We start from the raw sequence: 14977 nt of genomic DNA on the forward strand, positions 1-14977 counted from the left end.
GTCAGATCCAGCGCCGCACCTCCGACCTGTAGGGTCGGTAGTCGTTCTCGTGCTTGGCCATCAGATAGGCTTCTTCCCGAAGCGCCGCAGAGTCGACGATCAACACCGCGACCGGCACCAGCAGCAGCATCCAGCCGCAGTCGATAAGCAGACCCGCGCCCGCCATGATGACCGCATAGCCCAGATAGGCCGGGTGCCGCGATATTCGATACGGCCCTGTCGTGACAACCGTCTCCGTGGCGTATTGGTGACCGAACACCTCGCCGTGGCGGCGGAACTCGCGCCATGCCAGAAGCCACAGCGCCGCTCCCAATGCCATGAGTACCGGTCCCACCACGATGCGGATCAGGTTGGCGGGCGCTATGGGCAGCGGTTTCAGCAACTCGATGACGATCGCGGCCGCCGCCATCAGCAGAAACACCAAAGACGGTGGAAAGATCACGCTGGGCCTGGATCTCTTGCGCGGCTTAGTCATCTTCCGGTGGACCTTTTGCCGGCGGATCGCTGGGTGCATTCGCCGGGCGCGTTACCTTGTCGCGCTCGTGCGGTGACGTCGAGAACACGTTGAACATGTTGCGCAGGAAACCGGGTGTCAGCGCCGACAATGGATTGACCGACACGTCGGGCTCGGCCGTCGTACCGCGCACCGAGAACCGGATTGCGATCAGACCCTCGTTCTCGCCACCTGAAATGATCTGCCCCACGATCGGAACATAATCCAGAACGGTGTTCAACGTATAGGCCGGTGCCAGCGTACCGTCCAGATCGAGCCTGGTCTGGTTGTCGTAGAGACGTCCGGACACGCGAATGCCCAGTTGAGAGCCGAACACCTTGGCGTCCTTGAGCAGCAGCGTGCCCTCGCCCATGTCGAATTCGGTGTCGAATCGGTCAAAGCCGATGCCATCGCCCGTCAGAGTATCCCGCAACCCCGACAGCGAGCCGAAGGTCAGCATCTGCGCCATCATGGGTGAATCCTTGACCCGGAAATCCTTCGCGCTGATCGTCCCGACCGTATGACGTTTTCCCCGCGGCCCGCTGATCGCCCCGCTGATGGTCATGCTGCCGCCAGTGACGCCGTCGAGCACGCCCAGGGTCCGCAGCAACTCGCCGGCATCGTCGGTCACCACGTCGATGCCGGGCTTGGCCCCGGTAAGCTGAAAATCCACCGACATGGACTTGCCGCTCTTGAGAATGCCGGTGACCTGCGCGTCGATCACTTCGCCGCGTGCGATGGCGATGACGGCGTCCATGTCCCGGATCGGCACGCCCTTGGGCAGGATCGCTTCGTCAACGTCGAGAACGACGTTCGCAGCGAAGGTGGATTCTTCTTCCGTCTCCGGCCTGGCTGCGTCCTTGCCATCATCTTCGCCTTCCAGAAACGGACGGATGTCTGCCTTCCTGCCCGATATGTCGATATCGAGCGGACCATCCTCGGACGCGCGTAGAACCAGCGCGATATCACTTTCGCCCAGTTGAAGACTCGGCAACTCGATCGCCGAAAAATTGCCTTCCGGGGTAAACTGAAGCCGCCCCGACGTGTTGAGGTCGGGCATGGAAACACTGAGCTTGCCGGGCAACAGGCCGCCGGGCTGCGACGCCATGTCCATGCTGAGCGTGCCCGGCTCGCCTGCCGGCTTCTCCCACTCCATGATGGGAAAGGCGAACGATGCGTTCTTCAGGTCGGCCCGCACGGTTCCCTGGCTGATTTTCGACCCTTTCCCCACCAGCACCGTGGTCGTGTCCATCGTGCCGTCCATCTCGAAGACATCCGGCATGCCAAGCTTGCGAGCCGCCTCCGGTCCAAGCGCGGCCCGCGCGGCGTAGCGGGTCGGCGTGCCTGACTTGTCGGTGAAGCTCTCGGTCCACTCCACAACGGTCGGGGCGCCCAGCATCACGAAATCGCCCCTGGCGACCACACCCGAACGATCCAGCGTCAGTTGCAGATCTCCCGGCTGCAACTCCAGCTTCTCCAGTCCCTTGGTCAGCAGGAATTGCTCGGCGATCAGGGCGGCCTCGTAGGTCACGTCCTTCATCTGCAGCTTCTTGATCAACGGAATGCGGAACCGGACCTTGCCCCGCATCTGGCCGGTGATCGTCTGCGGGTCGACCCCGAAACCCTTGGCATATCCGAGCGGTTTGTAGTCCAGCAGGGTGAGCAACTGGGGCACATCCGTGTCGAGGGCCAGCAGGATGTCGGCCTCATGCACGACCTTCTCGTCGAGATGATCGATCAGGCCATGCAGCGCGGCCACCTCGACGTCGAGGTTGTTGGCCGGGTCCGCGATCACGCCCTCATCGACCCAAAGCTCGAAAAACTGCGGGCGAAGACTGGCGCTTCCCTTCGCGCGGGAAATCGGCGGCATGGGGCGAAGATAATGCGCCTCCAGGCCGTCGAATTCGAAATCCAGGCCGAAATCCACTTGATCCGGCTGCCCCGGCGTCACGGGTTGCACATCGACCGTCAGCTGGCCTTTGGAAATAACACCAGCGGCGATGTTCTTTGCGATCCAGCTGCGCGTGTTGGTCTTGAATTCCGGCGGCCACATGGCGGCAAGCGTCCGGAACGGCAGCTGGTGCAGGGTGGCGTCGAGCGTACCGCCGTCTCCTGCGGCAGAGGTGAAGGCCACGCCCTTGCCCTCAATGACCGCCCGCCCCACCATCAGCCGCATGGGATCGAGCGTCAGCCTGCCGGATGCACGATCCAGATTGCCCTTGAGGATGGCGCTGTCGACATTGAAGGGCGCGGCCAATGCCGGCACGGTCAACCGGCCCTTCGCCGCCGTAAGGTCGAAGTCCAGGCGTTCCACATGGCCATCTGACTTGGCGTTCGCGGTCACCCGGCCGCTGACGGGCAGGTTCCAGCCGCGCAGCACCACAAGCGCACCCTCTGGCCGCGAAAACATGGAGGGTACGGCGCCGGTGATGTCGAGCGACAGGGCGGCCCGCTTGGTGGCCCCGTCGAAGTCGCCGCGCAGCTTGAATCCGGTCTTGCGCTCCGTTCCCGCCAGCGTCCCGACCAGCGTGGCGCCAAGGCCTTTGGCCGTGCGCCGCACGTCCAGCGACGCGCCGCTCACCAGCCAGTCCTCCTCGCCCGCCAGATCGTCGATGTCCACCACCGCATCCGTGATCGAAAACCGGCGCAGGTCATTGCGGTCGGATGGCGGCTCGAGCATGGATTTCAGCAGCTGTTCGATGACATCCGATCCTTCCTGGGCGCGGTCGTCATGGCGCAGGATGAAGCTGCCATCGGCCTTGCGCGACAGCAGGACGAGGGGCGAGAAGAACTCGATGCGCCGCGGCGTAGGATGCCCGCGAAACAGCTTGGCCGCATTGAAGCCCACCGCCAGCTGCGGCAGTTCGACCACCGGCCGGCCGTTACGGTCTTTCAACGCCACCCTGGTGATCCGCAGATCGATGGCGCGGCTCCAGCCGCCCCAGACCAGGACCGTGTGCTCGAAATCGACGGTGAAGCCGTCAAGCTGCCCGGCCAGGGCCCGCTGCATGGTAGGACGCAGAAAATCGACCTCGACGGGGCCCAACATGAGCCGCGCCACCAGCAACGTCAAAACGACGGCGACCAGAAGGACTATTGCCGCCGCGCCCCGCCATATCCACCGGAATGTCGCCAAGAACACCTAACCGTCTGCCGCCGGAGGCGGCTTGACCAGGACGGCGCAACTCAGCAGTGTCGTGCCCTCACCAGAAATCGAGCCATCTCCCGTGCAAGACTTAGACCTGCCCATCACTCTCGACAAGCTCCCGAAGCCATACGACACGGCGTTGGCGCGTCAAAAGCTGGAAGACTGGCAGGATGAGATCGCCGCAGGACCGGCAGCGCTGGCCGAGATGGCGGCGCGGCCAGAGGTCGAAAGCCTGATGCTGGCGGTGTTCGGTAACAGTCCGTTTCTGTCGATGTGTGTGTTCAAGGCGCCGGAAACGCTGGAAATCCTGCTGGCCCGGGGGCCCGACGCGGCGATGCAGGCGCTGGTCCAGGATCTGCGGTCCAGCCTGCCCGCGATCGAGGCGCAGGATTCCTTCATGCGGGCGCTGCGGCAGGCGCGGATCAGGGTTGCATTGATCACTGGTTTCGCCGACATCGCCGGCGCATGGACGCTTGAGCAGGTCACCACGGCTCTCAGCGACTTCGCCGAACTGGCGGTGGATCATGCTGTCGCCCATATCCTGCGCGCTCGCATGGTGGCCGGCGACCTCGAGTGGACGCTGGAAAAGGGCTCGCCCGCCATCCCGGAACTCGGCCGCAATGCCGGCTACATCGTGCTGGGCATGGGCAAGCTCGGCGGCCGCGAGCTCAACTATTCAAGCGACATCGACCTGATCGTGCTGTTCGATCCGGAAGTGATCCGCTACGTCGGGCGGCGCGACGCCCATGATTGCTTCATCCGCATGACACGGGACCTGGTGAAGCTGCTGCAAGAGCGAACGGCCGACGGTTACGTGTTCCGCGTCGACTTGCAGCTTCGCCCGGATCCGGGCGCGACGCCGGTCGCCATTTCGGTCGACGCCGCGGAAATCTATTACCAGAGCGTCGGTCTGAACTGGGAGCGGGCCGCCATGATCAAGGCGCGTCCGGTCGGCGGCGATCTGGACGCGGGCAACGGCTTTCTCGACCGGATCAAGGCCTTTGTCTGGCGCAAGCACCTGGACTATGTGGCGCTGGAGGACATCCACGCCATGAAGGCGCGTATCCATAGCCACCACCGACACCAGGGCATCCGGGCCGCCGGCCAGGACGTCAAGCTTGGCCCTGGGGGGATCAGGGAAATCGAGTTCTTCGTCGGCGCGCACCAGCTTATCTCCGGCGGACGGATGCCCGAGTTGCGGGTTCAGCAGACCCTGGTGGGCCTCGAGGTGTTGCGCAGCCTGGACATCATTTCCGACGAGGACGAAGCCGAGCTGAGCGATGCCTACCGGTTTCTGCGCAGTGTCGAACACCGGCTGCAGATGACCCGGGACGAACAGACCCACAAGGTTCCGGAGAAGCCGGAAGGGGTCGCCGCCGTCGCTGCATTCCTCGGCTATGCCGAGACCGCCGGTTTCGAGGCCGACATGCTGCGGCATCTGGGCAATGTGAGACGGCGCTATGACGACCTGTTCAGGGACGCCCACACGGTCAGCGAGGATGAACACTGGAGCCGGTTGTTCGGTGCTGCGGAACCGTCGGCCGAGATGCTGACCGATATCGCCGCTCTGGGCTTCGACGTTCCCGAGACAGTCGTCGACCTGGTACGCTCGTGGTCGACGGGCAGGTTCAGGGCCCTGCGAACGGAACGGGCGCGCGGATTGCTGAAGATCCTGATCCCGACAATCCTCGATGCGTTCGGCAAGACCGCCGAGCCGACCAAGGCGCTGCAGCGGTTCAACGACTTCCTGTCGCGGCTGCCATCGGGCGTGCAGCTGCTGACCCTGTTTCAGGCCAATCCGAAGCTGCTCGAGTTGGTGGCCGAGATTCTGGGCACCGCGCCAGCGCTGTCCGATTTCCTTGCCCACAACCATCTGCTGCTGGATTCCGTGCTCAGTCCCGGCTTCATGACCCGGTTGCCCGGCGAGCGGGAACTGGAACACGATCTGGACCACACATTGTCGGCCGCCGCCGACTTCCAGGACGTCATGGATCTGTCGCGCCGGTGGGCCAACGAACGCAAGTTCCAGATTGGCGTCCAGTTGCTGCACGACATCATCAGCGCCGCCGACGCAGCGGCCGCCCATACCGCGCTTGCCGAAGCGGTCGTGCGCGGCATGCTCGCGCCGGTCGAGGAAGATTTCGCGCGCCGGCACGGACGGGTGACGGGCGGCGGACTGGCGATCGTCGCGATGGGATCGTTTGGCGGATCGGAAACCACCTTCACCTCCGATCTCGACCTGATCTTCATCTATCGGACGCCCGGCGTCGATGCCGTGTCGGACGGAGAAAAGCCGCTGCCTGTCAGCCAGTATTACGGTCGGCTGGGCCAGCGCATTATCAATGCGCTGACGGCGCTGACCGGCGAAGGCCGACTCTATGAGGTCGATATGCAGCTTCGGCCGTCGGGACGCGCAGGGCCGCTGGCCGTGTCGGTCGAAGGGTTCGAGAGCTACCAGCGCAACCAGGCCTGGCTCTGGGAACACATGGCGCTGACCCGGGCGCGTCCGGTGGCCGGGCCGCTGGACCTTATGGCCGAGGTCGACAACCTGATCCACTCGGTTCTGGCGATGCCGCGCGACGCGGACCGGGTGCTGTTCACCGTTGCCGACATGCGGCGCCGTCTCGCCGCCGAATTCGGGACGGAGAATCCCTGGTCGGTGAAGCATGTGCGCGGCGGCCTGCTCGACCTGGAGTTCATCGGCCAATACCTGCAGCTTCGCCACGGGATGGGTAATCCAGCCCTGTTCAGCCCGCGCACCCTGGCTGTATTCGAGAACATTCTCGGCACCGGGCTGATCACGACGTCATTGGCCGACGAACTGAAGCAGGCATGGGTACTCATGGACTCGATCCGCGGTTTCTCCCGGCAAACGCTGGGCGGCGACTTCGACCCGGCCCAGCACGGCACGCCGGCCCTGCTCGCCGCGCTGACGCGAGCCACCGGCTATGACAGTTTCGGTGCGCTGGAAAAGGCCTTGCTGGCACATGAAACGCGCGTGCGCCAGATATTCGACGAGATGATCACCATCCCCGCATCCAATCTCCCCCCTCAGGAGGAACCCAATGTCAAAGCAACCTGAAGTCGGCGACAAGGCCCCGGCGTTCTCCATGCCCCGCGACGGCGGCGACCGGATTTCGCTCGCGGACCTGAAAGGCACAAAGGTGGTCCTCTATTTCTATCCGAAGGACGACACGCCGGGCTGCACCACGGAGGCCATTGACTTCACGGCACGGAAAGCCGACTTCGCCAGGGCCGGCGCCGAGGTGATCGGCGTCTCGCGCGACAGCGTCGCCAAGCACGAGAAATTCGCGGCGAAGCACAAGCTGGGGGTAACCCTGGGCGCCGACGAGGACGGCTCGGTCACCGAGGCCTACGGCGTCTGGCAGGAGAAATCCCTCTATGGCCGCAAGTATATGGGCATCATGCGCGCCACCTTCCTGATCGACGCCGACGGCGTGATCCGCCGCATCTGGCCGAAGGTATCGGTGAAGGGACACGCCGACGAAGTCCTGGCCGCCGTGCAGGCGCTCTGAACAGCATGTCCCAATTCGCGACACTGACGGATGGCGCCTGCGCCGTGCTTGGCACCGCCGACGCGCGGGCCAAGGCGTTGCTGTCCCGGCGGGTGGCCCAGGCCTGGCGAGACAAAGTGCTGCCGGAAATCGGCAGCACTGCGCCGCCGGATCGCCCCAGCCGTCCCGAGCGTCCCGAGCTGTTGGCGCCGGGCCGAATGCCGCGGCGCCGCTCGGCAGGGTCCCTGGCCACGCGGGTCGCCCTGCTGCACGCCCTCGCCCACATCGAATTGAACGCCGTCGATCTGGCCTGGGACCTGATCGCGCGCTTTGCCTCGCCTGACCTGCCGCGATCGTTTTTCGACGATTGGGTCACGGTCGCCGACGAGGAAGGGCTGCACTTCCTGCTGGTCTCCGACCGGCTGGCGGATTTGGGCGCGGGATACGGCGACCTGCCCGCCCATGACGGGCTGTGGGAGGCTGCGGTGGACACTGCCCATGATCTGATGGCGCGGCTGGCCATCGTGCCGCTGGTCCTGGAGGCGCGCGGGCTGGACGTCACGCCGGCCATGATCCGTCGCTTCGAGGGCGCGGGCGATCTCGAGAGCGCCGCGATTCTGCGCATTATCCTGCGCGACGAGATCGGCCATGTGGCGGTGGGCATGCGATGGTTCGACTGGATGTGTCAGCGAAACCGTAATGATTCGCTTCCCATGTGGCGGAAACTGGTAAAAACCCACTTTCGCGGCGCGCTGAAGCCTCCGTTCAACCATGAAGCGCGACAAACGGCCGGATTTGCGCCCGATTTCCACGAAGGTTTGTGCAACGCGGCGGACGCAAGGCTCTAATGAGTCGCGTCGGCCAGCGAAGTTTGTTAGAAACCTCGGCTGGTTCAATTGAGTGCAGATCGAGGGCAAAAGGCTTGCAGAAACGCGACTGGCCGCGTTTGGAAGCGCTTCGTGTTTACCTCACGAAGCAGTACCAACATCACTTTCCCGAGCGTCAGATTTATTTTCGCTCGCGCGGTGTCGTGCGCTTCGTCTCGCTGTCGCCCCGCTTCCAGTCGATCTCGCTGGCCGTTGCCTTCACCGCCATGTGCTGGGTGGGCATCGCGTCGGCCACGATGATATTCGGCAACCAGGTGATCGAGAGCAAGGACCGGCAGATCGCCGACCTGCGCGTGATCCGCGGCGACCTCCACAAGCAGCTGCTGACATTGCAGGACGACATCCTGAACCGGACCCAAACCTTGCAGGCCCGGCAGGAAATGATCGACGGGTTGCTGTCGCGGTCGAAGGACGCCTTGCAGGGCAACCTGCCCAGCCGGGAAATGGCCGGCCGTTATCCGGCCGTCATCGACAGGCCCGGCATGAACGAGAAGCTACCGGTCGGCGGTCCCGAAACCACCGACGCGCCGCCGAGCCTGGTGCCGCGCATCGGCCTGACCCCGGACCAGCGCAAGCGCAACCAGCAGCGGATGCCGATCGTGCTTCGCGGCGAGCGCACCTCCGATGCCAGCGACCCGCTGGGCAGCAAGCTCGACGACCTCGAAGGCATGCAGAGCGTGCTGATCGTCCGCATGGACAACCAGGTGCGCGACACCATCCGGCGCTACGAGCAGGCGTTGAAGATCGCCGGCCTCACCACCGACAAGGTGCTGGCCGCCGGACCGCGCCGCCTCGCCGCCGGCATGGGCGGTCCCTTTTTGCCCATGCGCTTTACCGCCTTCGACGACGAAAGCCAGACCAAGGCGCTGATCTCGCTGATGCAGAACGTCGACCGGCTCAGCCTGATCTACAAGACGCTGGAGCGTGCGCCGCTGTCGCTGCCGGTCGAGGAGTTCTACATCTCCAGCACCTTCGGCGGCCGCTCGGACCCGTTCAACGGCGCCCCCGCTTTTCATGCCGGTGTCGATCTGGGCAGCCACATGGACAAGTCGCCCATTTTTTCCACCGCCCCCGGCAAGGTCTCGTTCGCCGGCCGCGACGGCGCTTACGGCATGATGGTCGAACTCGATCACGGCAACGGTTTCGTGACCCGCTATGGGCACCTCAGCAAGATCATGGTAAGACAGGGCCAACGTGTCGCCTTGCGCGAGGCAGTCGGTGTCATGGGGAGTTCCGGTCGCAGTACCGGCACCCATCTGCACTATGAAGTGCGCTTCAACGGCACGCCTATTAATCCCGTGAAGGTCTTCAAGGCAGCACAGCATGTTCAGGCAATCTGACCCCCGCGACGGCAAGCAGCCAATCAAAGAAAGGGAAGGCAACGTAGTGTCCACCAATCCGAACCGCTCCGCCGCGAACACGCCGTCGATCATCGGCGGCGACGTCCAGCTCAAAGGTAACCTTGTCACCACCGGCGAAGTCCAGTTCGACGGCCGCATGGAAGGCGATCTGCATTGCGGCTCGCTGACGATCGGCGAAAGCGCCGAAGTCACCGGCAGCGTGGTCGCTGAAACTGTGATCATTCACGGCAAGCTGAAGGGCACCATCCGCGCCCGCCGCGTGCGCCTGGAGCGCACCGCCAAGGTGCAGGGCGACGTCTGGCATGAAATCATTTCCATCGAGGCCGGCGCCCATATCGAGGGCCAGTTCGTCCATGTGGACAACCCGCTGGAATCCGCCCCCGGCCGTCCGGTCGTCAAGCAGGCAGGTACGCCCGGCGCGCAGCCAGCCACGGCGGAGGCGCCGACCAACGGCGGTGCCCCGGCCCGCCCTACGACGCCGGCGAACTGAAGAAAAGCCAGTTCGACCTGTTCAGTTAAGCAAAGGGCGGCAGAAATGCCGCCCTTTTCGTTTTCCGTGAAAATGCCCCTGCATCGCCTTAACCGGACAAGGCCAGCCTCGGGTCAGCTCAGATCCTCGATCGCCTCACCCGCCTTGCCGTCCACCTTGGCGGCAAGCGCGGCGGCGACAAAGTCGTCGATGCCGCCATTGAGCACCAGGTCGGGCTGGGAAGATTCCACGCCGGTGCGCAGGTCCTTCACCATCTGGTACGGCTGCAGTACGTAGGAGCGGATCTGGTGGCCCCAGGCGATGTCCGTCTTTGACGCCGCCGCGGCCTGGGCCTTTTCCTCGCGGGCGCGCAGCTCGGCCTCGTAGAGACGGCTCTGCAGCATCTTCATGGCCGTGGCGCGGTTCTTGTGCTGGGAGCGCTCGTTCTGGCACTGCACGACGATACCGGTGGGGATGTGGGTGATGCGGATGGCGCTGTCGGTGGTGTTGACGTGCTGGCCGCCGGCGCCCGAGGACCGGTAGGTGTCGATGCGCAAATCCTTGTCGTTGATCTCGATCTCGATGGTGTCGTCGACCACCGGATAGACCGCGACGCTGGCGAAACTGGTGTGCCGCCGCGCATTGGAATCATAGGGCGAGATGCGCACCAGCCGGTGCACGCCGGCCTCGGTCTTCAGCCAGCCGAAGGCGTTCTCGCCCTTGATCTGGATGGTGGCGGACTTGATGCCGGCTTCCTCGCCGTCGCTGTTTTCCATCAGCTCGGTCTTGTAACCCTTGGATTCCGCCCAGCGGGTGTACATGCGCAGCAGCATCGAGGCCCAGTCCTGGCTCTCGGTGCCGCCGGCGCCCGCGTGGATCTCCAGATAGGTGTCGTTGCCGTCCGCCTCGCCCGATAGCAGCGCGTCGATGCGCTTGGCGTTGGCCAGCACAGCCAGGTCGGCAAGCGCCTGCTGGGCATCGTCGACCATGGCCGTGTCGCCCTCGGCCTCGGCCATCTCGGCCAGCTCCAGGTTCTCGGCCAGGCCGGACTCGATCTGTTTGGTGGCGGTGATCGCCTCGTCCAGCCGGGTACGCTCGCGCATCAGTTTCTGCGCCTTGCCCGGGTCATTCCAGAGATTGGGATCTTCGGAAAGCTGGTTCAGTTCGTCCAGTCGTCTGAGCGCCCGGTCCCAGTCAAAGAGACCTCCTCAGCAGTTCCAACGACTGCTCGATTGAGTCAACTTGCGTCTGAATTTCGGCTCGCATCGTTCTGACAACCTTCGATTTATGCGTCTAGTAAAGCCCACCGGTACCGACCGGCGCTGATCGTGCAGGCAATGGCATGCCGCCATCCGATCCGTCAACCCCCGATCCATCGAGCACGGTGCGATGCGCATTGGGCTCAGTACCGGGCTTGAACGCTTCGAGGATCACATTGCGATCTTCGGGCGACGTGGGCAGCCCGGTCTTGCTGTTGACGCGCACCAGCCTGATATCGGGTGGAATACGGAAGGGTATCGCGGGCTGATCCTTCAGTGCGTTTTCCATGAATTCCTTGAAGATCGGCGCGGCCGAGCTGGCGCCGGTCTCCCGGCTGCCAAGGGTCTGCGGATTGTCGAAGCCCACATAGGCGCCCACCGCCAGGTCGGGCGCGAAGCCAACGAACCAGTTGTCGAAATTGTCGTTGGTCGTGCCGGTCTTTCCGGCGAGCGGCTTGCCGATGGCGCCAACCCGCGCCCCGGTGCCACGCTGAACCACGCCTTCCAGCATGGAGACCATCTGGTAGGCTGTCGCCGGTTCGACCACCTGCTCGCGGGTATCTTCGATGACCGGGGCGGGCTGGCCGCTCCAGCTCACGCCGGTGCACCCCAGGCACGGCCGCTTGTCGTGGCGGTAAACCGTCCGCCCCCAGCGGTCCTGAATGCGGTCGATCAGGCTGGGCGTGATCCGCTTGCCGCCGTTGACCAGCATGGCGTACGCGTTGGTCAGCTTCAGCACCGTGGTCTCGCCGGCGCCCAGCGACATGGCCAGCACCTTGGGCATCTTCTCGGTGATGCCGAATTTGTCGGCGTAGGCGGCGACCTTTTCCATGCCTACCTGCTGCGCCAGGCGCACCGTCATGACATTGCGCGACTTCTCGATTCCCATGCGCAGCGTACTGGGGCCGTAGAATTCGTTGGAATAGTTCTGCGGCCGCCATTTGGGCAGGCCTGGCCCCTGATCCATGACGAATGGCGCGTCGAGCACCAGATCCGACGGTGTGAAACCGCTGTCGAGCGCGGCGGCATACACGAACGGCTTGAACGCCGATCCCGGCTGGCGGGCGGCCTGCATGGCGCGGTCAAACTGGCTGGCGTTGTAATCGAAGCCGCCTACCAGGGCCAGAATGCGGCCGGTGTGCGGATCCAGGGCGACGATCGCGCCCTCGGCCTTGGGAATCTGCTGCAGGCTGTATTCATCGGCGCCGGCACCTTCGCCCGTGACCTTCTCGACCACGATGACGTCGCCTGGCTTGACCACGTCCGAGGGCCTGGACGGCGCGGGCCCCACATTCTGTTCCTTCATGTTGGGCCGTGCCCAGGACATGCGCGAGAACGGAATGGTGCCGCGGTCGCCATCGATGGTGCCGATCCCCGCGCCGGACGCATCAACCGACAACACCGCGGCCAGCCGCCATTCACGGGGGCCGGTGGATATCTTCAGGGCGGCGAGCTGATCCTTCCAGCCGGCAAGTTCGATATGGCGGATCGGACCGCGCCAGCCATGCCGGCGATCATAGGTCACGAGGCCATGCCGCAGCGCCGTCTCGGCGATGGCCTGCAGCCGCGAGTCCAGCGTGGAGCGAATCGACAATCCGCCGTCATACAGCGCGTCGTAGCCATAAAGGGCGGCGATCTCGCGGCGGATCTCTTCGTTGAAATAGTCGGCCGTGAACACCCGTTCGCGTTGCGGCGCGCGCATCTGCAGCGGTTCGGCGATAGCCGCGTCGCGCTCCTTGCGGGTGATGAAACCATCGCTGGCCATGCGCCCGAGCACCCAGTCGCGCCGGCCCTTCGCCGCCCGCGGATGCCTGACCGGATGATAATTGCTGGGCGCCTTGGGCAGCGCCGCCAGATAGGCGGCCTCGGCGAGGTCCAGTTCGGACAGGGCCTTGTCGAAATACGACTGGGCCGCCGCCGCGACACCGTAGGACCCCTGCGGATGCATGCCCTGCCCCAGATAGATTTCGTTCAGATACAGCTCGAGGATCTGGTCCTTGTCGAAGGCCCGCTCGATACGGTAGGCGAGGATCGCCTCCTTGATCTTGCGCGAATACGAGACCTCATTGGTCAGCAGGAAGTTCTTCGCCACCTGCTGGGTGATGGTCGAGGCGCCCACCAGCCGATGGCCGGTGATCTTGTTGTAAACATTCTCGAAGACGGCCCGGATCACGCCCAGATAGTCGATGCCGCCATGGTCGTAGAAGTTCTTGTCCTCCGCCGCCATGAACGCCTGGATCACCTGTTCGGGTATGGCCGCCAGCGGCACGAACAGCCGTCTCTCGCGCGCATATTCTCCCACCAGTTCGCCGTCGGCGGCGTGGATGCGGGTCGTGACCGGCGGCTCGTAGTCGCGCAGCTGATCCACGTCCGGCAACGCGGCGCCAAACCTGTACAGCACAACGACCACGACGATCACGACGGCAATGACGACGGCGCCGATGGCGCCCGCGGCGATCTTCAGATATCGGTTCATGTCACTTTGAGCCATCGGCCTTTGCGCTCTTGCCCGCCGACAGGCAGGCCGCGAGGTATCCGGAAAATATGGCACCGGACACGCCGGGACAAGCCGCCATTGGTCGCACCGGGGTCGCGCGTCTCACTGCGCCGACAGACGGGCGTCGTGGCGCTGGAAGTATCCGTCCACGGAAGCCGCGATCGCCGCGGCAATCTCACGCTGTCCTCTTGCCGACTTCAGGTACCGGGTATCCTGAGCATTGGACAGATAGCCCATTTCGACCAGCACGGACGGCACGTCAGGCGCCTTCAGCACCCGGAACCCCGCGAAACGATGCGGGTTGTCGCGCATTTCCGCAGCCTGCTCCAGCTTGGGGATGAGCAGCCTCGCGAACTCGATCGAATAGTTCATGGTCTCGCGCTGCATCAGATCGATCAGGATGCCGGTCACTTCGGGCGACTGCTTGCCCAGGTCCACACCCGCGATGATGTCGGCCTTGTTCTCCTTGCTGGCGAGGGCCGCAGCTTCCTTGTCCGAGGCCGTCTCGGACAGGGTATAGACGGTGCTGCCCCGGATGCTGCCGTTGGCGATGGAATCCGCGTGCAGGGAAATGAACAGGTCGGCCTTGCCGCGGCGCCCGATCTCGACCCGTTCGCCGAGCGGGATGAAGATGTCGTTCTGACGGGTGGCAATCACGTTGTAGCGCCCTGTCCGTTCCAGCTGGCGCTTCAACTCCAGCGCCACGCTCAACGTCACTGACTTCTCGTAGGTTCCGTCGCCGCTGATGGTACCCGGATCGACGCCGCCATGGCCCGCGTCGATCGCCACCGTGCGCCGGCTGTCACCGCGCTTTTGCGGCGCCGACTGGATGGCTGCCGGCGGCGATGCGGGCGCGGCCGGCGGCGACTGGACCGTCTTCATGAAGCGGGCGCGGTCGGTCGCCTCAAGATCGACGACGAAGCGGTAGCCATAGGCGCCCTGCGGGGGCAGGACGAAAGCCTGCCGCACCACAGCCGGTTTGCGCAGGTCTAGCACCAGCCGGGTATTGCCCTGCTGGAACAGGCCGAAACGATAGCGTTCGACCAGCCCCTGGGTCTCGCCCGCCTCGCCCTGTCCGCCATCGCCGACCTTCCAGTCGAGCGCCGGCATGTCGATGACGACCCGGTAAGGATCGGCCAGCGTGAACACGCTGACCGCGATATTCTCTGATACGTCGAGCACGAAACGCGTGGAATCCGGATGCGCGCCGATCCGCACCCCGGTCACCGACGGCTGGGCAAACGCCACTCCGAAAACAGCGAAAAGCACGGTAAACACAAACAGAATTGCGCCGGCGCGGCGAGCGCGCCCACTCCCAATCCCTGTCATCGACACATCATTGGATAGC

General features: G+C 64.5%; 10 protein-coding genes. 5 read left to right on the forward strand and 5 right to left on the reverse strand.

The window, feature by feature from the left end; all coding sequences use genetic code 11:
• Position 1: 1 nt before the first annotated feature.
• On the reverse strand, positions 2–442 hold the full coding sequence (locus WJU21_RS02235; protein ID WP_346321744.1) for an isoprenylcysteine carboxylmethyltransferase family protein: 441 nt from the start codon (positions 440–442) through the stop codon (positions 2–4).
• Positions 443–467: 25 nt separating this feature from the next.
• A complete protein-coding gene (locus WJU21_RS02240) occupies positions 468–3542 on the reverse strand; it encodes an AsmA-like C-terminal domain-containing protein (protein WP_346321745.1) in 3075 nt (1024 codons plus the stop codon).
• A gap of 178 nt (positions 3543–3720) precedes the next feature.
• On the opposite strand from WJU21_RS02240, the gene WJU21_RS02245 reads away from it, so the two are divergent.
• The 5 genes from WJU21_RS02245 (at position 3721) to WJU21_RS02265 (ending at position 9894) form a co-directional block, all read left to right on the forward strand.
• Complete coding sequence (locus tag WJU21_RS02245) at positions 3721–6723, forward strand: bifunctional [glutamine synthetase] adenylyltransferase/[glutamine synthetase]-adenylyl-L-tyrosine phosphorylase (RefSeq protein ID WP_346321746.1); 3003 nt, start codon at positions 3721–3723, stop codon at positions 6721–6723.
• Positions 6707–7177 carry a thioredoxin-dependent thiol peroxidase gene (gene bcp, locus WJU21_RS02250; RefSeq protein ID WP_346321747.1) on the forward strand — a complete coding sequence of 157 codons (471 nt, stop codon included), beginning with the start codon at positions 6707–6709 and terminating at the stop codon, positions 7175–7177. Before WJU21_RS02245 ends, bcp begins: the two co-directional genes overlap by 17 nt.
• Before the next feature lie 5 nt (positions 7178–7182).
• Positions 7183–8004: a ferritin-like domain-containing protein gene (locus tag WJU21_RS02255; RefSeq protein WP_346321748.1), complete on the forward strand. Its 822-nt coding sequence runs from the start codon at positions 7183–7185 to the stop codon at positions 8002–8004.
• Positions 8005–8078: 74 nt separating this feature from the next.
• Entirely contained in the window at positions 8079–9383 is a 1305-nt protein-coding gene (locus tag WJU21_RS02260) for a M23 family metallopeptidase (RefSeq protein WP_346321749.1), read from the forward strand.
• A 46-nt stretch (positions 9384–9429) separates the two neighbouring features.
• Positions 9430–9894: a polymer-forming cytoskeletal protein gene (locus tag WJU21_RS02265; protein ID WP_346321750.1), complete on the forward strand. Its 465-nt coding sequence runs from the start codon at positions 9430–9432 to the stop codon at positions 9892–9894.
• Between the two features lie 113 nt (positions 9895–10007).
• Here the strand turns inward: WJU21_RS02265 and prfB are convergent.
• From prfB to WJU21_RS02280, 3 genes are all read right to left on the reverse strand, one after another.
• Positions 10008–11139, reverse strand: a protein-coding gene (prfB, locus tag WJU21_RS02270; RefSeq protein WP_346321751.1) for a peptide chain release factor 2 whose coding sequence is annotated in 2 segments (ribosomal slippage) — positions 10008–11069 and positions 11071–11139 — 1131 coding nt in all. Because the reading frame shifts where the segments join, the coding sequence is not laid out codon by codon here.
• Between the two features lie 27 nt (positions 11140–11166).
• Entirely contained in the window at positions 11167–13608 is a 2442-nt protein-coding gene (locus WJU21_RS02275) for a penicillin-binding protein 1A (RefSeq protein WP_346321752.1), read from the reverse strand.
• Between the two features lie 123 nt (positions 13609–13731).
• Entirely contained in the window at positions 13732–14877 is a 1146-nt protein-coding gene (locus tag WJU21_RS02280) for an N-acetylmuramoyl-L-alanine amidase (RefSeq protein WP_346321753.1), read from the reverse strand.
• Positions 14878–14977 lie beyond the last annotated feature (100 nt).

This window comes from Emcibacter sp. SYSU 3D8, from assembly GCF_039655875.1.
Taxonomy (GTDB): Bacteria; Pseudomonadota; Alphaproteobacteria; order SMXS01; family SMXS01; genus RI-34.

Coding starts and splice junctions, on each gene's coding strand:
- WJU21_RS02275 (WP_346321752.1), bottom strand. CDS start 13,608: ATGAACCGATATCTGAAGATCGCCGCGGGCGCCATCGGCGCCGTCGTC.
- bcp (WP_346321747.1), top strand. CDS start 6,707: ATGTCAAAGCAACCTGAAGTCGGCGACAAGGCCCCGGCGTTCTCCATG.
- WJU21_RS02255 (WP_346321748.1), top strand. CDS start 7,183: ATGTCCCAATTCGCGACACTGACGGATGGCGCCTGCGCCGTGCTTGGC.
- WJU21_RS02240 (WP_346321745.1), bottom strand. CDS start 3,542: ATGTTGGGCCCCGTCGAGGTCGATTTTCTGCGTCCTACCATGCAGCGG.